This window comes from Mesorhizobium sp., assembly GCF_004962925.1.
In the GTDB taxonomy this organism is placed as follows: Bacteria; Pseudomonadota; Alphaproteobacteria; order Rhizobiales; family Rhizobiaceae; genus Mesorhizobium.
Map to the genome: position 1 here is coordinate 4,356 of NZ_SUEO01000052.1, position 16,335 is coordinate 20,690.

A 16,335-nucleotide genomic window follows, 5' to 3' on the forward strand; every position below is an offset into this window, starting at 1 on the left:
TTTTTCTGCTCCGCTGGTTGCGGCGAGCCTTGCGAACCGCCTTCCAGCTGCTGGAAGCGGAACTCGTTGTCTTCCTGCTGCTTGCGGATCTGTTCCTGCATCTGCAGGACCTGGAAGTTGAGCTCCTCGATCTTGCCGTTCATTTGCCGGAGTTGTTCCTGCAGTGCGGTAGTGCCGGTGCCATCCTGTGCGAACTGAACCTGATCCGGCTTCTTCTTTTCACCGAAAATGCCCGGCTTTTCACCGAAAATGCCGAGCGTCGGCAGGTGAAAGGAAAAGCCGCCTTTCGACGGTTGTTGCTCGTTGCCGCTCGCCCCGGTACCGGCAGCAAGTGCGGCGACGCTTGATACGAGCAGCAGCGCAAGCGTGCCGCTCAAGACCGATCTGAAATGCATGTGCCTCTCGCCGTGAAATTGTTAGCCTGTTTGCATGCCTTCCGATCGGAGTGGGACCGTCAGGCGCCTTGGCTCTTAGCAGGACGCAGGACTTCGGCCAAATTTTGTTTCAGGTCTCATATCCGGGAGCCAGACATGAAAAAGGCGGCCGCGGCCGCCTTTCGCATATATGTGTTGCATTTCTGCCGATCAGGAATTGCCGATCAAGAACCGGCGCCGCTGAGCGTGGTGACGGCGCGGCGGTTCTGCGACCAGCAGGAGATGTCGTCGCAAACCGCGACCGGACGCTCCTTGCCGTAGGAAATGGTCTTCAGGCGCTGGCCGGAAACACCCCTGGCGACGAGGAAGTCGCGGGTGGCGGCGGCACGGCGGGCGCCGAGCGCCAGATTGTATTCGCGCGTGCCGCGCTCGTCGGCATGGCCTTCGATGACGATGGCATACTGCCCATACTGGTTCAGCCACTGCGCCTGGCGCGAAAGCGTCGTCTGCGCGTCGGCTCGGATCGAGGACGAATCCGTGTCGAAGAAGATGCGGTCGCCGATGTTGACGGTGAAGTCCTGGGCCGATCCGGGCGTTGCCGCTCCGGCGCCGCTGAGACCGAGATCGGCGGCGCTGTTCGGGGTCTTCTTCGAGGCGCAACCGGCGATGGCGAGCGACGCCACCAGCGCCATCATCACCGGGTTTCTGGTAAGTGCTGCGATACGGCCCATGCCGCCTCTCCTTCGCAATTCGAGTGATTTCGTTGATCGTCCAGTAACCACGTTTGGGTTAACCGGCGTTCAAGAAACACGGTTAAAATTTGGTTTCGACTGCCGTCCGCAGCCGTTTGCCCAAGGGCGTCCGAGGGGCAACAATGCGCGCGGACCGTAGGCGGAAATGCGGCCAAAACGCGACCAAGGCGTGGAAAGGAGTGAATTGAGGAGTTGAGGAATCCCGTTTTCTCCATCTCTTCAATTCTTCATTTCCCCAATTCCTCTTATTCGAGCAGCGGCGACCAAGCCGGGTCCGACGCGAAATTCGCGGTCGGGATCGACTGTTCGTTGCGGCCGGTGAGATCGACCGAAACGAGTTTCGGCCCGCCGGCTGAATCGCGGAAGAACATCAGCACCCGGCCGTTGGGCGCCCAGGTCGGCCCTTCCTGCTGGAAGCCGGTTGAAAGGATGCGCTCGCCCGAACCGTCGATGCGCATGACGCCGATCTGGAATTCACCGGCAGTCTGCTTGGTGAAGGCGATGAGATCGCCGCGCGGCGACCACACTGGCGTCGAATAGACACCGTCGCCGAACGAGATTCGGGTCTGGCCCGAACCGTCGGCGCCCATCACATAGATCTGTGCGCGGCCGCCGCGGTCGGAGGTGAACACCACCTTGCTGCCATCAGGCGAATAGGACGGCGAGGTGTCGATGGCCGCCGAATTGGTGAGCCTGGTCGTCGAGCGGCTTCTTAAATCCATGGCGAAGATGTTGGAATTGCCGTCGTCGCGCAGCAGGCTCATGATCACCTTCTGGCCGTCGGGCGAGAAGCGCGGCGCAAAGGTCATGCCGGGAAAGTCGCCGACCAGTTCGCGCTGTCCGGTCTCGATCTGCAGCAGATAGACCTTCGGCTGGCCGCTTTCATAGGACATGTAGGTGATTTCCTGCCGGTTCGGCGAGAAACGCGGCGTCAGCACGATCGACTTGCCGTTCGACAGGTAGCGGACGTTGGCGCCGTCCTGGTCCATGATGGCGAGGCGCTTCTTGCGCGCGTTCTTTGCGCCCGACTCGTCGATGAAGACGACGCGCGTATCGAAATAGCCCTTCTCGCCGGTCAGCCGCTCATAGATTGCGTCGGCAATAATATGGGCGACACGCCTTGTATTGGCGTCGTTGGCGAAGAACTGCTCGCCCGACATCTGCTGGCCGGCAAAGGTGTCCCACAGCCTGTACTGGGCGCGGACGCGGCCGTCGGCCTCCTTGCTGACGCTGCCGGTGACCAGCGCCTGGGCATTGATCACTTTCCAATCCTCAAAACGGGGCGTGGCGTCGGGGTTCGAGATCTTTTCGATGAAGGCGCTCTTGTCGATCGGCGCGAACAGGCCGGAGCGTTTCAGATCTGCGCTGACAATACCGGAAATCTCCGCGCCCAGCGCATCGCCGCCCTGGAAATCGGTGATGGCGATCGGCAGCGGCTCGACATTGCCTTTGTTGACGTTGAGCTCAACGAGCGCCCACGCCGGCAAGGTGGCGGCAGCAGTCGTGCCCAGCGCCATCGCTACGATCATCAGGAGCGGCTTGAGGATGGATTTCATGTCTTCTCGCTTCTCTTCAATGATTCTACGGGGCGCCAGGCCTACAGGCCCAGCATCTCCCTCGGGTCGAAGGTGACCCGAACGTCGGCCCAGATGTCTTGTTTGCCCGCGGGAACCTGCAGGCCGGCCACATCGCATTTCTGAACCGCTCGCACGGCACTTTCGTCGAACGGGCGGTTTCCGCTCGATTTTTCAACGGATGGCCGGCCATCCAGCTTGCCTGAGGCGTCCAGGTTGAACCGGACCACGACGATGAAATTCTCGGAACCCTCGAGCCCTGCCGGCAGCGTCCAGCAGCCGCCAAGCTGGGCCTCCAATGCTCCCTGCTCCGATCTTGAAAGCTTCTGGCCCTGATCCTTGTCGCCACCGAGCGACGCCTGCTGGGTCGAGCGCTTGGCGCCGCCGCCGGACGGCTTCCGCTTGTCGAGCAGCGCCGAAATCTCGTCGGCGTTGAACTGCTTGTCTTCCGATTTCGGTTTGGATGAGGCTTCCTTGACCGGCTTGTCGGCGTCTTTGCGCTCCGGCGCCTTGGCGCTTTCGGCCTGGGCCGGCTGCGGCTTCGGCCGCGCCTGCGGGGCCGGCGCAGAGTCCGGAAGCTGCGTCGTCTCGGTGGGCTGTTCTTTTGTTATTGCTTCGGCGACGGCGTCCGGCTTGACCTCAGGCTGCGGGTCGATGGCGGCGGTCTTGTCCTGCGGCGGCGTCGGTGCCGGCTCTTTGGCCGGTGTCGGCTTTGGCTCCGCCTGCTTGACCGGCTCCGGCTTCACCTCTTCCTTCGGCTGCGGGACCGGTGCGACCTCCGTTGCCGGGACAGGCTTGGGCTTCTCGTGCACCACGGCCTTCTTGTCGCCTTGCAGAACCTGCGCAGTTGCTTCCATCGGCACGATGTCGACCGACACCGATTCGACATCGGACGCGGGCATCGCAGGCGGCGAGGACAACGTGAACAGCCCGAAGGCGATCGCCGTCGCATGCAAGATCACCGATGTGGTGAGACCGGTCCTCATCTTGCGTCTATTGATCCTGTTCCTGCAGTGAAACCAGGCCGATATTCTTGTATCCGGCGGCCGAGATGCGGGCCATCACCTTCATGGCGGTGCCGTAGTCCGTCAATTTGTCGCCACGGATGAAGATGCGCTCGTCATAGCCGGTCTTGGATATCGCCTGCAGCTTCGCCACCAGCTCCTCGATCGGGATTTCTGTCTCCTGGAGATATATCTGGCCGGTAGAGTTGATCGAGACGGTAATCGGCTGCGTGTCGACGTTCATCGCCTTGGCCTGGGTGTCCGGAAGGTCGATCGGCACGCCGACCGTCAGCAATGGTGCGGCGACCATGAAGATGATCAGCAGCACCAGCATCACGTCGACCATCGGCGTGACGTTGATTTCCGATATCATCGCGTGATGGCGACCGCGCCGCCTGTGGCCGCGACCACCGCGTCCTCCACCACCCGCGCCTACAGACATTCCCATGATTGTTCCTCAGGTCTTCTGCGCGACTTTTTCATCGATTTGGCGCGAGAGTATGGCGGAGAACTCGTCCGCGAACCCCTCCATGCGCACGGCGATCTTGCTCGCGTCCGACGACAGCTTGTTGTAGGCGATGACGGCGGGGATGGCCGCGAGCAGGCCTATTGCCGTGGCCAGCAGCGCTTCGGCAATGCCGGGTGCGACCACCGCCAGACTGGTATTCTTGGATGCGGCGATCGCCTGGAACGAGGTCATGATGCCGATGACGGTGCCGAACAGGCCGATGAAGGGCGCTGCCGAGCCGGTGGTGGCGAGAAAGCCAAGCCGTCCTTCCAGTTTTTCCATTTCGCGGGTCAGCGCCAGGTCCATCGCCTTGTCGATGCGGTTCTGCAGGCCAAGCGGCGATTTCGCGCCCTTCTCGAAGCTCTTCTTCCATTCGCGCATGGCGGCGACAAAGATGGCGCCCATGCCTGACGTCTTGCGGTCGGCCAGTGTGCGATAAAGCTCTTCCAGCGACTGCCCCGACCAGAACACCTGTTCGAAGCGATTGAGCGCGAGCCGCATGCGGCCATAGGCGACGAGCTTGTCGACGATGATCGCCCAGGTCCAGATCGAGGCGCAGAGCAGCCCGATCATGACCAGCTTGACCACCCAACCGGCCTGCATGAACAGCGCCCAAATCGACAAATGCGCGCCCGGTTCGGCGAGTGCGATATTTTCCATGGTTACGTCCTTAAGATTTTCCGGGCACGGCTGGCGGCTGGCCCATGGGCATCCCTTGTGGTCCGTTCGCGCAAAGCTTCCGGAATAACCCCAAAATGCACCGTTGGCGGCCTTTTCGGGGCAAATGTTGGTGAAAGGAAGGCGCTGGATTCCTCCAATCTTCACCACTCTCTTCATGAACCGTTATGGTTAAGGATGGGTTAGGACGTACAGCGCGGCGCATTGCCGCGCCTTGGGCGGGCCGCCAGGCATCGTCAGCGGATCATCGGCGTCAGTAATTTATCCATTTGCCTTGGGCATGAAGGCTGCGATCCATTCCTTCGGAAAACGTCTTGGCCGGCCATTCTCGCCGATGATCGCCGCCTCGACCCGCGCCTCGACCAGCACCTCGCCGCCGCGCTTCAGCTGCTGCGCCATGAAGATGCGGGCGCCCGAAATGTCCTCGGTGCGCGTCTCGATGGTCAAGATGTCGTCCATGCGGGCGGACCCGCGAAAGTCGATCTCCATGCGCCGCACCACCCAGACTATTCTTTCGCCATGCTTGCCGTTGGCGAGTTCGGTGTGATGGACGCCGGCAAGCCTGAGATAATCGGAACGGCCACGCTCGAAGAATTCGAGATAGCGTGCGTGGTAGACGACGCCGGAGAAATCGGTGTCGGCATAATAGACCCGCGCCATCAGCCGGTGGCCGAATTCCGTCAGCGCACCGGAAAGCCCGGCGCCGAGTGCCGCCGATTCACCATGATCGTCCATCGCGCTTTCCTTTTTGGGCCTGACCGGGCACCTAAAGCGCGACGCGCTTTAGGTGGTTGTATCCGTGCGTGTCGTTGTCCCAAAACCGCTACACACTTTTGGGCGACACGCATTAGCTTGGCGCATGAACCCGATGGCACTGTTGGCGGCGATGATCAAGACCTTGATGGCAGCGCTGCTTTTGCTGGCCGCGCTGGTGCAGCCGGGCCAGGCGGCGAGCTTTTCGATGAAACGCGGCCTCAATCTCGACCAATGGACGACATGGCCGGACGAGGACAAATGGGGCGACCGGCAGGCAATCCTGCCCTATCCGGAATGGCGCAAGTTCCTTGGCGATGATGACCTCAAGGCGCTGAAGAACGCCGGCTTCGATTTCCTGCGCATGCCGGTCGATCCGTCGCCGTTCCTGTCGGACGAGACGCTGGCGCTGCGCGACGAGCTCTATGCCAGCGTGCTGGACTCGGTGCGCATGATCAATCGCGCCGGACTGAAAGTGATCGTCGACATGCACCTGATCCCCAGCGGCAGCAGCCGCAAGATCGGCATGGGCGAGGTGATGGACGACCCGAAAGTGTTCGAAGCCTATGTCGAAATGGTGCGCAAGATGGCGCGCACGCTGGCCGATGAGGATCCGCGCCAAGTCGCCATCGAGCCGATGAATGAGCCGGTCGTCGACTGCGACACCGACGGCACCAGCCTCTGGCCGGAGCGCCAGCAGAAACTGTTCGCGGCGGCGCGTTCGTCGGCCACGAAGCTCACCCTGATCCTGACCGGCGCCTGCTATTCCAACGCGGCATCGCTGGCAAAAATCGATCCGAAGGCGATTCCGGACGACAACATCATCTGGACCTTTCACTCCTACGAGCCGTTCCTGCTTACCCACCAGGGCGCGACCTGGGCCGGCGACTTCATTCCCTATGTGACCGGCCTGCCCTATCCGCTCAGCGCCGTCCCGCGCGCCCAGCTGGATGCTACGCTCGATACGATCCGGGCAAGGATCAAGGCCGAGGCGCCATGGGCGCGGCAGAGCGGTCTGCTTGCCTATCTCGACGAGCAAGTGGCCAGCATGGACACGGATGAGAAGCTGCTCGGGATGATGGATGCGCCGTTCACCAGGGTCGAGGCCTGGGCAAAGGCCAAAGGCATCAAGCCGGAGAACATCACATTGGGCGAATTCGGCATAATCCGCCAGGAATACGGCAATGCCTATGTGATGCCAGCCGAATACCGCGCCGCTTATGTCAGGGACATGATCGCGCGCGCCGAAGCCCATGGCTTCGCATGGTCGGTCTGGAGCTATGGCGGCGCCTTCGGCATCGTTGACGCTTTTGACAGTGAAAAAGCCGAGCCGGATGTGATGGACGCGATCAAGTCACTTCATTGAAGCGGTTCAGGCTGAACCCAGTTCGATCGAAAGAATCTCTGGGCGCATCCCAAAACGCACCGGCAGGATGCTGAAGCCGAGGCCTCCAGAAACGATCAGGTTGCGGTTCTCCTCCACGACATGGCCATAAGCAAAACGGTTGCCGAAGCGGGATGGGACGACCGGAGAATAGCCGAATAGCCGCACCTGCCCGCCATGGGTATGGCCCGAAAGGGTCAACGATATCCGTGACGGGACTTTCGGAAATATGTCGGGCTCATGTGCGAGCAGAATAACGGGAGCCTTGTCGCTTACCTTTGCCAGCGTGCCGTGCAGGTCGTCCAGTCCTTTGAATTTGCTGCGGCCCCAGGCTTTGCCCGGCCGCAGCGCAAGTTGGTCCGCAAGGCCGGCGACCCAGAAGCCATGCCCGTCCTTTTCCAGGCGGACGACATCGTTTTCCAAGACCGGGATACCGGCGCTCTCGAGCGCCCTGCGCGCCACGGTCGGCCCCAACCCGGCCTTTTGCGCGGAAAGGTCCTCCCACCAGTCGTGATTGCCAAGGATCGACCACACGCCGAGCGGCGCCTTCAGACCGGACAAGGCCGGCGCCCATTCGGAGGAATCCACCCAGTCCGTCACCAGGCGTGTGCCGGATGCATAGTCGCCCAGCAGGACAATCAGATCCGGCTGCAGGGAGTTCGCCCGTTCGGCAAGCGACCTAATCCGCTCCGGCGTCATCCATGGCCGGCAAGCATGAATATCGGCGAGAGCGACAACGCGAAGCCGCAATCCTGCAGGCCAGTTTGGCGGCGTCAATGAATAGCGCTTTACATGCGTCAGCAACATCGGCTCCAGGCCAACCGCATAAGCGCTGAGCGACACGGCCGATAGGAACGAACCGCCGATGAGGCGCAGGAAGCCACGTCTGGTGATCATCGCTCAGCTCCGACGGTCGTGGGGAGACGGTCCCACAGCGCGAAGTGTTATAGCCCGCAAATGCGCCGGCAAGCTGACCAGGATTAGGAGATTTTGCACAGGAACGAAGTGCCGCGCGGACGCTACTCTTCTTGGAACAGGCTGATCTGCTGCTGTGCCAGGTCCTTAGGCGCATCAAGGCCGAGATGCCGCCAGGCATTGGCGGTCAGCACGCGGCCGCGCGGCGTGCGCTGGATGAAGCCCTGCTGGATGAGATAGGGTTCGATGATGTCCTCGATGGCGTCGCGCGGCTCGGAAAGCCCTGCAGCGATCGTCTCGATGCCGACCGGCCCGCCGCCAAAATTCCGCGCGATCATCGAGAGATAGCGGCGGTCGAGCGCGTCGAGGCCGAGCGCGTCGACCTCGAGCCGCGTCAGCGCCTCGTCGGCGATCTGGCGATCGACATGACCGTCGCCGGCGACGGAGGCAAAATCGCGCACGCGGCGCAACAGCCGGCCGGCGATGCGCGGCGTGCCGCGTGCCCGCCGCGCGATCTCCAGTGCGCCATCGTCGCCGAGCGGCATGGCAAGGATGCGGGCGCCACGCCGCACAATCTGCTCCAGTTCCTCGACGGAGTAGAAATTGAGACGGACCGGGATGCCGAAGCGGTCGCGCAACGGATTGGTCAAAAGGCCGAGCCGGGTGGTAGCGGCGACGAGGGTGAAGCGGGCAAGATCGATCTTGACCGAGCGCGCCGCCGGCCCTTCGCCGATGATCAGGTCGAGCTGGAAATCCTCCATCGCCGGATAGAGGATTTCCTCGACCGCCGGATTGAGCCGGTGGATCTCGTCGATGAACAGCACGTCGCGGTCTTCGAGATTGGTGAGCAGTGCTGCGAGATCGCCGGCCTTGGCGATGACCGGACCGGAGGTCGAGCGGAAATTGACGCCGAGCTCGCGCGCCATGATCTGCGCCAGCGTCGTCTTGCCGAGGCCGGGCGGCCCGACGAACAGCACGTGGTCGAGAGCCTCGCTGCGGCCCTTGGCGGCCTCGATGAACACTTTGAGGTTGGCCCGAACTGCCGCCTGGCCGACGAAGTCGCCGAGCGTCTGCGGCCGCATGGTCTGCTCGGCATCCTCGCCGCGCTTGTCGGGAGCAATGAGGCGTGGCGAAAGGCTCATCAGGCGCCCCCACTTTCGTCGGGATCCTCGGCGACATGTCGACCGACGGCATCCTCGACCGCGGCGTCGATTTCCTCCAGTGTGGCGGGACCACCGGGCGGATCGCCCAGAAATCCGGCAAGGTCGGCAAATTCGAGATTGCGCGGCATTCCGATCAGATAACCATCCATGACCGTCCAGGCGATCGTGTCGCCCGTCTTGAGCGAAAGCGCGTCGAGGATGTCCTTTGGAATCGTGAGCTCTCCTCTGGAGGTCAGATTGGCATATGCGCGCATATTCTTACTTCCGGCAAAAGTTCTTACCAATTTTCTTTTCCAACAACCATTTCACCGCGCCAGTTCCTTCAGCCCGAAGCGGATCAGCTTCGACGCATCCGCGTCCTCGCCGGCGCTTTTCAGCGCCGCCGCCACCGCGTTGGCGGCGGTATCGCGCGAATAGCCGAGATTGACCAGCGCCGAGACGGCGTCGGTGATCGGCGCAGCCGCAACGCCCTCGCCGAGCTCCTGCTTCAGGCCGATGGTGCCGGAGGCAGTGCCCGCATAGGCCGGTGCTTTGTTCTTCAGTTCGGTGACGATGCGCTCGGCCACCTTCTTGCCGACGCCCGGCGCGCGGCTGACCATGGCAATATCACGCAGCGCGATGGCATTAGCCAGATCGGCCGGCGCCAGCGTCGACAGGATGGCCAGCGCCACCTTGGCGCCAACGCCCTGCACATTGCTCATCAACAGCCGGAACCACTCGCGCTCCAGCACCGACTGGAAACCGTAGAGCCGCAGCATGTCCTCGCGCACATAGGTCTCGATGAACAGAACGACCGCCTCTCCAGGCGCCGGCAGCGCCGCCAGCGTACGCGTCGAGCAGTGGGCGACGTAGCCGACGCCGTGCACGTCGACGATGCAGAAATCCTCATCAATCTCGTCCAGCGTGCCTTTGAGCTTGCCGATCATGCCAAGGCTCTCATTTGTGCAAGGCCCTCATGGATAGGTTTCCGGAGACATGATGTCGAGGTCCGGGAAGTAGCTGCGATAGCGCGCGGCATCGCGTGTCAGCAAACGATGTCCAGCAACGGCGGCGTGGGCTCCAATGAAGAAATCCGGCAGCGTTCGTTCGCGGACCCCGCCAGCGCGGCGATAGCGGGAATGCGTGACACCGGCAAGGAATGCCGCTTCCCATGGCAAGAGCTCGCGATCCATCTTGAGCGTTTCGACTGCTTTACGAAGTGCGGTCTCCGTCGCTATCAGCGGCGCCAGTTCGGACCAGACGATTGCGTTGATAACGAGTGCGCCTTCGCGCCGACATGCGGTGATCGCCGCCGCCGACCACTTCGTCTCTCGTCCGGCAGGACCCCACACGTCGATCAGGACACTCGTGTCAATCAATGTCGAGATCTTCACGTGGACCCCTCAGCCACTCGATATATTCGTCCGTCGTCACGCCTCCCAGATCCAACGTGCCGGCCATCTGATCGAGCAGCCGGCTGAAGTTCCGGGAAGCCTCTTCTTCGGAAATGTCCTCGTTGACCGCAACGACACGAACGCCATCGTCAGTAGGCAAGAACTCCACCTCCGAGCCCGGGCCGATGCCCAGGCGATCCCGTATCTCTTTCGGGATCGTCACCTGTCCTTTGGTTGTCACCCGCATGGTAATACCTCGCAGGTATTACTTATTTCCATTACGAGAACAAGTCAAGAACAAACTTATCGCATCGGCCCGAAAAACGGAATCGATTTTCGGAAAGCGCGATGCGTAGATTCACAGTGCTAGAGCGCACTCTGTGCGTCCAAATGGACGCACGTCGCTCTAGGCCAGCGCCAGTCTATAGGCAACGCTCTGCCGGTGATGCGCATGGCAGATGGCAATGGCCAGTGCGTCGGCGGCATCGTCGGTATCGAAACTCGCCTTCGGCATCAGCACCTTGACCATCATGTGGATCTGCTTCTTGTCGCCATGACCGACGCCGATAACCGCCTTCTTGACGGCGTTGGGCGCATATTCGGCAACGACCAGCCCTGCCCGCGCCGGCACCAGCATGGCGATGCCGCGCGCCTGGCCGAGCTTCAGCGTCGCTACTGCATCCTTGTTGACGAAAGTCTGCTCGACCGCCGCCTCATGCGGCATGGCGGAATGCAGGATCTCGACGAGCCCATCATGCAACTGGCAAAGGCGCGTCGCCAGCGCCGCCTTGTCGTCGGAACGCACGGTGCCGGAGGCGACGAAGCGCAGCGAATTGCCGAGGCTCTCGACGATGCCCCAGCCGGTGCGCCTCAGCCCCGGATCGATGCCGATGATGCGAATCGTTTCCCCCATCCGCCAAGTCTACCTCTAGCGGACAGCGATGCCAGCGAAATGTGAACAAACCAGAAACGGGCTCCCACTATGCCCGTAGCAGCCTGTCAGCCGCGGGCGAAAGCCGTGTTGAGCAGCGTGATCTGGTCGGAAACCGGATTGACGCGGCGGCCGGATGGCGACACCTCGGCCACCGCGCCGCCATAGATTTCCTCGTCCATGCGGCGCACCAGCGCCTGCAGGCGCAGCGAACGGTTGATGAGGTCAAGAAAATCCTTGGGCAATTCGACCCAGCCTGCGGCATCGTTGTTGGCGGAAGCCGTGTCGAGACGCACCTTGGATTTTTCGGAAGCAACCTGGTCGCGGGTCATCTCGCCGGAATTCGCCGCGCGCTGCAAAAGCAGCCAGGAGGCGACCTGCATCAGCCTCGTGGTCAGCCGCATCGATTCTGCCGCATAGAGCGTCGCCGCCAGCCTGGACAGTTTCTTCGCCTCGGCCCGGCCCTTGCCGTCCAGATATTCGGCCGCCTGCTCGACCAGGCCCATGCCTTCCTGGTAGAGCGGCTTGAAGGATTGGGAGAAAACCCGGCGCTCCGCCAGCTTGATGGTTTGCGCGCTTCCTTTCGAAGGATCGTTCATCGATACGCCCTGCACTTGCCTACAGCCGGCCGAATCGGCGTCATCGCCGTCACGTCCTGCACCCTATATGACCGAGGCTTGAAAATGCGCTTCGGGGCGGGTGAAGGCAAGCACATGTTTAACAAACGGTTAACGGCGGCGCGGGCGCCCGGGCAAACCGGATCGCGGGCAAAAAAAGAGCCGCGGATAAGGCGGCTCTCAGGAGTTTAACAGGGAGGCGTCAAACAAAGTGGCTCCAACCACTCGGTAAGAATCCAGATCACTGGATGCACATAGTAAACGCCTGTAAAGCTTAATGAAGCCTTAACGACGCGGATATTTTTTGAACAAGCGTCGCCCGCCTGTGCCGTAACAGCACATGCTCAAACCCTTTGGAACTCAGGCCTTTTGCGCCTCAGGAAGCCGCTCGGCTTTCCAAACCACCGGCAGTGCGATGTAGGCAAACAGCAGCAATCCCGCGTAAAAGCCCATCGAGGACGTTGCCACCAGCGGCTCGATCGCCGGGTTGCCGCCAAGCATGATGTAAAGGCCGATCAACAGGCCGATGCCGCTGATTGCCGTCAACCAGAAATGGACGGTGGCGAGCCTCTTTTCCGCGACTGCCGGAAACAGATGGTAGAAGAAGGCGAACACCGCCGACATCAGCCATCCGGCCACCATGATGTGGGCGTGGGTCGGCATCTGGCCATGGTCCTGGCTGATCGCCATCTGAAGGCCGAGCGCCATCCCGAACATCGCGTAGATGACAGCCAGCGTGAAGAAATTTCGTGCTACTTTTTGCATAGTATCCCCCGATTTGCCTTTTCCCGTCACGGGAATGGGTTGAGCTCAGGCGGTTGACCCGCCACCGGGTTCCCGGCATCGGCGCATTAGCATCGGCAATGTTTCTGGACGATGTCGCGTGGCGCCTGACCCTTTCCGGCGCTGTCAAAATAGCAGAAAACAGCGCGACGCGCTTGCGCAATCGTTGAACGATGCCGGTGCCGGGCGCCGCCCGAAATCTGCCGTGAAGCTGATGGCAGTTCGGCGACGGCGATTTATAGAAGGCCGGCGATCCCGTCCCACAGAAGCTTGACCGCAACGACCGCCACGGTCGCGTAGGTGAAGGGGTAGAACAGTTCCGGCCGCATCCGCCGCACCAGCCAGGCGCCGGCGATGGTCGAAAGCGGCGCCAGCGGTACCAGAACCGCCGACGCGGCCAGGTTGGTGGTGTCGAACTGTCCCAGCGCAAAATAGGGAATGAGCTTCAATGCGTTGGTGGCGGCAAAGAAGATTGCGGCGGTGCCCGACAGCACTTTCGGATCGAGTCGGATCGGCAGCGCATAGACCTGGAATGGTGGGCCGCCGACATGAGCGACGAAGCTGGTAAAACCGGCGACCGTCCCCCAGAAAGCGGCAGCCGCGCGGTTGGGCTCGGCTGAGTGGTTTGCACCGTGCCGCATCTGTAGATAGACCCAGCGAAGCACGAAGATAATCGCCACGGCGCCGACGATCAGCCGCACCATTTCCGCTGTCACCAGCGCCGCGGTCAGCCAGCCGAGGCCGATGCCGATAACCGCCCCCGGCATCATGTCTGTGAGCATCTTGCGGTCGTAGACACCCCACCATGTCCACACCGAGACGATGTCCATCAGGCACAGTATAGGCAGCAGGATGGCGGCGGCCTGCACCGGCGGAATCGCCAGCGCCATCAGCGGCACGCCAACGAAGCCGACCGCACCGCCAAAGCCGCCCTTGGACAGGCCGACCAGGATGACGGCTGGAATGGCGGCGGCATAGAACCACGGATCGAGAAGCAGGCCTGACATCGGAGAGGGAGCAGTTGGAGGGAAGATCGGGCTCTGGAATAGACCAGAAATGGTCACGCCGCGACCGTAAAATATGGATGCCAAAATATGTACCCAATGCCACCCGGAGCCTGTCAGATGTCTGGCATGTCGAGCGGTGGCGGGCGCCTCCGGATCGGCTGCGCCTTGATGATGGCTGTGCTGGTTTCGGCCTTGTCGGCGATACGGTCGAGAAGTTTGTCTAGATCGCCGATCGAGCGCACGAATAGCCGGGCAACAAAGCAATCGTCGCCCGTCACCTTGTCGCATTCGCCGAACTCCGGGATCTCCTCGATCAGCTTCTGGACGATATGCAGCTTGCCCGGCAAGGGCCGGATGCGAACGATCGCCTGCAAGGTGTAGCCGAGCGCTTGGGGATCGATCTCGACGGTGAAAGCCCTGATAACGCCGCGATCCTCGAGACGTCGAAGCCGCTCCGAAACGCTTGGCGACGACAACCCGACCTGCTGGGCCAACTCCTTCAGCGAGGTTCGTGAATCCCGGATCAGGATGTCGAGAAGCTTTTTGTCCAGCTCGTCCAGCATTTTTACGATCCTCAATAAAAACGAGATTTACCTCATTTAATTAGGCAGAATGCGAATATCACCTTTCGCAAATCATGGAAAGCACTGGAGTCATATGAGATTGTCAAGTCTCAACGGATTTCAGGGGTATTTCATGGACAGCATGGCGCGCGGCACGATCGAAATGACGGCCGCAATGACGATCCTCGGCACGATCGGATGGTTCGTCGTCATGTCGGGCCAGCCCATCATGGATGTGGTGTTCTGGCGCTGTGCCTTCGGTGCGGTAACGCTGCTGATCATCTGCGCTGCCCTGGGATTGCTGCGCGGCAGGCTGACGCTGCGCATCGTGGCGATCGCGGCACTTGGCGGTGCTGCCATCGTCATCAACTGGCTGCTGCTGTTCAGCTCGTTCTCCCGCGCCTCGATCTCGATCGCCACGGCTGTCTACAACACGCAGCCCTTCATGCTGGTCGGCTTTGGCGCGCTCTTCTTCTCAGAGCGACTGACCATGGCAAAGCTGGCCTGGCTTGGCATCGCCTTCGCCGGCATGCTGCTGATCGTGCAGGCCTCGCCTGATGTAGGCCCCAATACAGGTAGTGTCGGCACGGATTATTTTACCGGCATCGCGATGGCGTTGGGTGCGGCTTTCTTCTGGGCCGTCGCCGCCATCGTCACCAAGAAGCTCAAAGGCACGCCACCGCACCTGATCGCCCTGATCCAGGTCTGCGTCGGCGTTGTCATGCTGGCACCCTTCGCCAACTTTTCCCAACTTCCCGCCGATGCGTGGAGCTGGAGCATGCTGGCGACGCTTGGCGTCGTCCATACCGGCCTGATGTACATCCTGATGTACGGCGCCATTCAGAGACTGCCGACGCATCTGCAGGGATCGCTGTCCTTCATCTACCCTGTGGTTGCGATCCTGGTCGATGTCGTCGCCTTCGGCCACCGGCTGCATCCGGCGCAGATCGTCGGCGCCTCCGCCATCCTGGTCGCCGCCGCCGGCATGAATCTTGGCTGGACGCTGTGGAAATCGAAGACCCCAGCCGAGAGCACTCAGGCAATCAAGTGAGGCAAGAACGTCACCGGACGACAATCCTGCGCCAATGATCCTGCCCCGCCCGCCTGTTCAAGGCCGGCACTTTGCTCTATGCCGCAATGCAACCATCTTCGCCCGGCATAGGCGAAAACCGGGATCGAAAACCAATGAACGACGCAACGCCCCCAAATCGCTGCCGCATCGTGCTGATCGCGCCGCCCGGCGTGCCGGCTGAGCGCATCGGCGCGGCGTTCGAGGGCGGCGACGTCGCCTCGCTCATCCTGCCCGAGAACGGCATGGACGAGGCCTCTTTCCAGGCCTTCGCCGAACAGATCGTGCCGGCGGCGCAAGCAGCAGGCGTTGCCGTCGTCATTGCCGGAGACACCCGCATCGCCGGCCGCGTCCAGGCCGATGGCATCCATGTCGAGGTCGGCAAGGCCGAACTCGCCGAGACGATCGAGCACTTCCAGGCAAAAATGATGGTCGGCACCGGCGGCGCCAAGACCCGCGACGATGCGCTGGAACTCGGAGAGCTCAGGCCCGACTACATCTTCTTCGGCCGCTTCGGCTACGACAACAAGCCGGAGCCGCACCCACGGAACCTGTCGCTGGGGCAATGGTGGGCGGATGTGATCCAGATCCCTTGCATCGTCGTGGCCGGGTCCGACCTCGCCTCGGTGGAAACGGTGGCTGCCACCGGCGCCGAATTCGTGGCGCTGTCCAGCGCCGTCTTTGCCGAAGGCGTCGACCCAAAGATGGCAGTCGCCAGCGCCAATGCGCTGCTCGACGAAACCGCGCCGCGTTTCGAGGACTGACGTGCCGGCGCGGACAATACTTTTCGGTGCTTTCCTTGTGGCGCTCACGCAGGCGGCCGTGGCGGAAACCGTCCCGTTGCCGCAAGCCAAGCCCGACGTCGGTGCAAAGGCGGACAAACCGAT

The 16,335-nt window shown here is 61.9% G+C and carries 20 protein-coding genes and 1 pseudogene; 3 read left to right on the forward strand and 18 right to left on the reverse strand.

Annotated features, from left to right (window positions below):
• The 7 genes and pseudogenes from E5W87_RS13110 to ybgC form a co-directional block, all read right to left on the reverse strand.
• Window positions 1-395, reverse strand: a pseudogene (locus tag E5W87_RS13110) (tol-pal system protein YbgF); the annotation flags it as partial.
• A gap of 203 nt (window positions 396-598) precedes the next feature.
• Entirely contained in the window at window positions 599-1,105 is a 507-nt protein-coding gene (gene pal / locus E5W87_RS13115) for a peptidoglycan-associated lipoprotein Pal (RefSeq protein ID WP_292397802.1), read from the reverse strand.
• A gap of 266 nt (window positions 1,106-1,371) precedes the next feature.
• Window positions 1,372-2,655 (reverse strand): Tol-Pal system beta propeller repeat protein TolB, encoded by a 1,284-nt coding sequence (gene tolB / locus E5W87_RS13120; RefSeq protein WP_292397853.1) that lies wholly within the window; start codon window positions 2,653-2,655, stop codon window positions 1,372-1,374.
• 68 nt (window positions 2,656-2,723) lie between these two features.
• Window positions 2,724-3,686, reverse strand: a complete 963-nt coding sequence (locus tag E5W87_RS13125) for an energy transducer TonB (protein ID WP_292397804.1) — start codon at window positions 3,684-3,686, stop codon at window positions 2,724-2,726.
• A 7-nt stretch (window positions 3,687-3,693) separates the two neighbouring features.
• The gene (gene tolR, locus E5W87_RS13130; RefSeq protein WP_127206219.1) at window positions 3,694-4,152 is read right to left on the reverse strand and encodes a protein TolR; all 459 of its coding nucleotides are present in this window, start codon (window positions 4,150-4,152) and stop codon (window positions 3,694-3,696) included.
• Between the two features lie 9 nt (window positions 4,153-4,161).
• Window positions 4,162-4,872 (reverse strand): protein TolQ, encoded by a 711-nt coding sequence (gene tolQ / locus E5W87_RS13135; RefSeq protein WP_292397806.1) that lies wholly within the window; start codon window positions 4,870-4,872, stop codon window positions 4,162-4,164.
• Window positions 4,873-5,151: 279 nt separating this feature from the next.
• Window positions 5,152-5,625 carry a tol-pal system-associated acyl-CoA thioesterase gene (gene ybgC / locus E5W87_RS13140; protein ID WP_292397808.1) on the reverse strand — a complete coding sequence of 158 codons (474 nt, stop codon included), beginning with the start codon at window positions 5,623-5,625 and terminating at the stop codon, window positions 5,152-5,154.
• 133 nt (window positions 5,626-5,758) lie between these two features.
• Between ybgC and E5W87_RS13145 the strand changes: the two genes are divergently transcribed.
• Window positions 5,759-7,009: a cellulase family glycosylhydrolase gene (locus tag E5W87_RS13145; protein ID WP_292397854.1), complete on the forward strand. Its 1,251-nt coding sequence runs from the start codon at window positions 5,759-5,761 to the stop codon at window positions 7,007-7,009.
• A gap of 6 nt (window positions 7,010-7,015) precedes the next feature.
• Here E5W87_RS13145 and E5W87_RS13150 read toward each other — a convergent pair whose 3' ends face one another.
• The 11 genes from E5W87_RS13150 to E5W87_RS13200 form a co-directional block, all read right to left on the reverse strand.
• Window positions 7,016-7,924: a metallophosphoesterase gene (locus E5W87_RS13150; protein WP_292397810.1), complete on the reverse strand. Its 909-nt coding sequence runs from the start codon at window positions 7,922-7,924 to the stop codon at window positions 7,016-7,018.
• A gap of 122 nt (window positions 7,925-8,046) precedes the next feature.
• Window positions 8,047-9,084 (reverse strand): Holliday junction branch migration DNA helicase RuvB, encoded by a 1,038-nt coding sequence (ruvB, locus tag E5W87_RS13155; RefSeq protein WP_292397812.1) that lies wholly within the window; start codon window positions 9,082-9,084, stop codon window positions 8,047-8,049.
• Window positions 9,084-9,359, reverse strand: coding sequence for an AbrB/MazE/SpoVT family DNA-binding domain-containing protein (locus E5W87_RS13160; RefSeq protein WP_292397814.1), 276 nt, complete (start codon window positions 9,357-9,359; stop codon window positions 9,084-9,086). The genes ruvB and E5W87_RS13160 overlap by 1 nt, the downstream gene beginning before the upstream one ends.
• A 51-nt stretch (window positions 9,360-9,410) precedes the next feature.
• Complete coding sequence (ruvA, locus tag E5W87_RS13165) at window positions 9,411-10,031, reverse strand: Holliday junction branch migration protein RuvA (RefSeq protein WP_292397816.1); 621 nt, start codon at window positions 10,029-10,031, stop codon at window positions 9,411-9,413.
• 27 nt (window positions 10,032-10,058) lie between these two features.
• Window positions 10,059-10,478 carry a type II toxin-antitoxin system VapC family toxin gene (locus tag E5W87_RS13170; RefSeq protein WP_292397818.1) on the reverse strand — a complete coding sequence of 140 codons (420 nt, stop codon included), beginning with the start codon at window positions 10,476-10,478 and terminating at the stop codon, window positions 10,059-10,061.
• Window positions 10,456-10,725, reverse strand: a complete 270-nt coding sequence (locus E5W87_RS13175; RefSeq protein WP_292397819.1) for an AbrB/MazE/SpoVT family DNA-binding domain-containing protein — start codon at window positions 10,723-10,725, stop codon at window positions 10,456-10,458. Before E5W87_RS13175 ends, E5W87_RS13170 begins: the two co-directional genes overlap by 23 nt.
• A 159-nt stretch (window positions 10,726-10,884) precedes the next feature.
• Window positions 10,885-11,391 (reverse strand): crossover junction endodeoxyribonuclease RuvC, encoded by a 507-nt coding sequence (ruvC, locus tag E5W87_RS13180; protein WP_292397821.1) that lies wholly within the window; start codon window positions 11,389-11,391, stop codon window positions 10,885-10,887.
• A gap of 86 nt (window positions 11,392-11,477) precedes the next feature.
• Complete coding sequence (locus tag E5W87_RS13185) at window positions 11,478-12,008, reverse strand: DUF1465 family protein (RefSeq protein WP_292397823.1); 531 nt, start codon at window positions 12,006-12,008, stop codon at window positions 11,478-11,480.
• A 378-nt stretch (window positions 12,009-12,386) separates the two neighbouring features.
• Window positions 12,387-12,791 carry a hypothetical protein gene (locus E5W87_RS13190; RefSeq protein ID WP_292397825.1) on the reverse strand — a complete coding sequence of 135 codons (405 nt, stop codon included), beginning with the start codon at window positions 12,789-12,791 and terminating at the stop codon, window positions 12,387-12,389.
• Window positions 12,792-13,045: 254 nt separating this feature from the next.
• Window positions 13,046-13,816, reverse strand: coding sequence for a sulfite exporter TauE/SafE family protein (locus tag E5W87_RS13195; RefSeq protein ID WP_292397827.1), 771 nt, complete (start codon window positions 13,814-13,816; stop codon window positions 13,046-13,048).
• Between the two features lie 113 nt (window positions 13,817-13,929).
• The gene (locus tag E5W87_RS13200) at window positions 13,930-14,379 is read right to left on the reverse strand and encodes an Lrp/AsnC family transcriptional regulator (RefSeq protein ID WP_292397828.1); all 450 of its coding nucleotides are present in this window, start codon (window positions 14,377-14,379) and stop codon (window positions 13,930-13,932) included.
• Window positions 14,380-14,512: 133 nt separating this feature from the next.
• Here E5W87_RS13200 and E5W87_RS13205 point away from each other — a divergent pair, with 133 nt between their 5' ends.
• On the forward strand, window positions 14,513-15,430 hold the full coding sequence (locus E5W87_RS13205) for a DMT family transporter (RefSeq protein ID WP_292397830.1): 918 nt from the start codon (window positions 14,513-14,515) through the stop codon (window positions 15,428-15,430).
• Window positions 15,431-15,564: 134 nt separating this feature from the next.
• Complete coding sequence (locus E5W87_RS13210; protein ID WP_292397832.1) at window positions 15,565-16,212, forward strand: thiamine phosphate synthase; 648 nt, start codon at window positions 15,565-15,567, stop codon at window positions 16,210-16,212.
• The last annotated feature ends 123 nt before the right edge of the window (window positions 16,213-16,335 follow it).

Excerpts from the sequence above, each read along its gene's own strand:
- ruvB (WP_292397812.1), bottom strand. The coding sequence starts at position 9,084 with ATGAGCCTTTCGCCACGCCTCATTGCTCCCGACAAGCGCGGCGAGGAT.
- E5W87_RS13145 (WP_292397854.1), top strand. The coding sequence starts at position 5,759 with ATGGCACTGTTGGCGGCGATGATCAAGACCTTGATGGCAGCGCTGCTT.
- E5W87_RS13150 (WP_292397810.1), bottom strand. The coding sequence starts at position 7,924 with ATGATCACCAGACGTGGCTTCCTGCGCCTCATCGGCGGTTCGTTCCTA.
- tolR (WP_127206219.1), bottom strand. The coding sequence starts at position 4,152 with ATGGGAATGTCTGTAGGCGCGGGTGGTGGAGGACGCGGTGGTCGCGGC.
- ruvC (WP_292397821.1), bottom strand. The coding sequence starts at position 11,391 with ATGGGGGAAACGATTCGCATCATCGGCATCGATCCGGGGCTGAGGCGC.
- E5W87_RS13160 (WP_292397814.1), bottom strand. The coding sequence starts at position 9,359 with ATGCGCGCATATGCCAATCTGACCTCCAGAGGAGAGCTCACGATTCCA.
- ruvA (WP_292397816.1), bottom strand. The coding sequence starts at position 10,031 with ATGATCGGCAAGCTCAAAGGCACGCTGGACGAGATTGATGAGGATTTC.
- E5W87_RS13185 (WP_292397823.1), bottom strand. The coding sequence starts at position 12,008 with ATGAACGATCCTTCGAAAGGAAGCGCGCAAACCATCAAGCTGGCGGAG.
- E5W87_RS13190 (WP_292397825.1), bottom strand. The coding sequence starts at position 12,791 with ATGCAAAAAGTAGCACGAAATTTCTTCACGCTGGCTGTCATCTACGCG.
- E5W87_RS13125 (WP_292397804.1), bottom strand. The coding sequence starts at position 3,686 with ATGAGGACCGGTCTCACCACATCGGTGATCTTGCATGCGACGGCGATC.
- pal (WP_292397802.1), bottom strand. The coding sequence starts at position 1,105 with ATGGGCCGTATCGCAGCACTTACCAGAAACCCGGTGATGATGGCGCTG.
- tolQ (WP_292397806.1), bottom strand. The coding sequence starts at position 4,872 with ATGGAAAATATCGCACTCGCCGAACCGGGCGCGCATTTGTCGATTTGG.
- E5W87_RS13175 (WP_292397819.1), bottom strand. The coding sequence starts at position 10,725 with ATGCGGGTGACAACCAAAGGACAGGTGACGATCCCGAAAGAGATACGG.
- E5W87_RS13200 (WP_292397828.1), bottom strand. The coding sequence starts at position 14,379 with ATGCTGGACGAGCTGGACAAAAAGCTTCTCGACATCCTGATCCGGGAT.
- E5W87_RS13205 (WP_292397830.1), top strand. The coding sequence starts at position 14,513 with ATGGACAGCATGGCGCGCGGCACGATCGAAATGACGGCCGCAATGACG.
- tolB (WP_292397853.1), bottom strand. The coding sequence starts at position 2,655 with ATGATCGTAGCGATGGCGCTGGGCACGACTGCTGCCGCCACCTTGCCG.
- E5W87_RS13210 (WP_292397832.1), top strand. The coding sequence starts at position 15,565 with ATGAACGACGCAACGCCCCCAAATCGCTGCCGCATCGTGCTGATCGCG.
- E5W87_RS13195 (WP_292397827.1), bottom strand. The coding sequence starts at position 13,816 with ATGTCAGGCCTGCTTCTCGATCCGTGGTTCTATGCCGCCGCCATTCCA.
- ybgC (WP_292397808.1), bottom strand. The coding sequence starts at position 5,625 with ATGGACGATCATGGTGAATCGGCGGCACTCGGCGCCGGGCTTTCCGGT.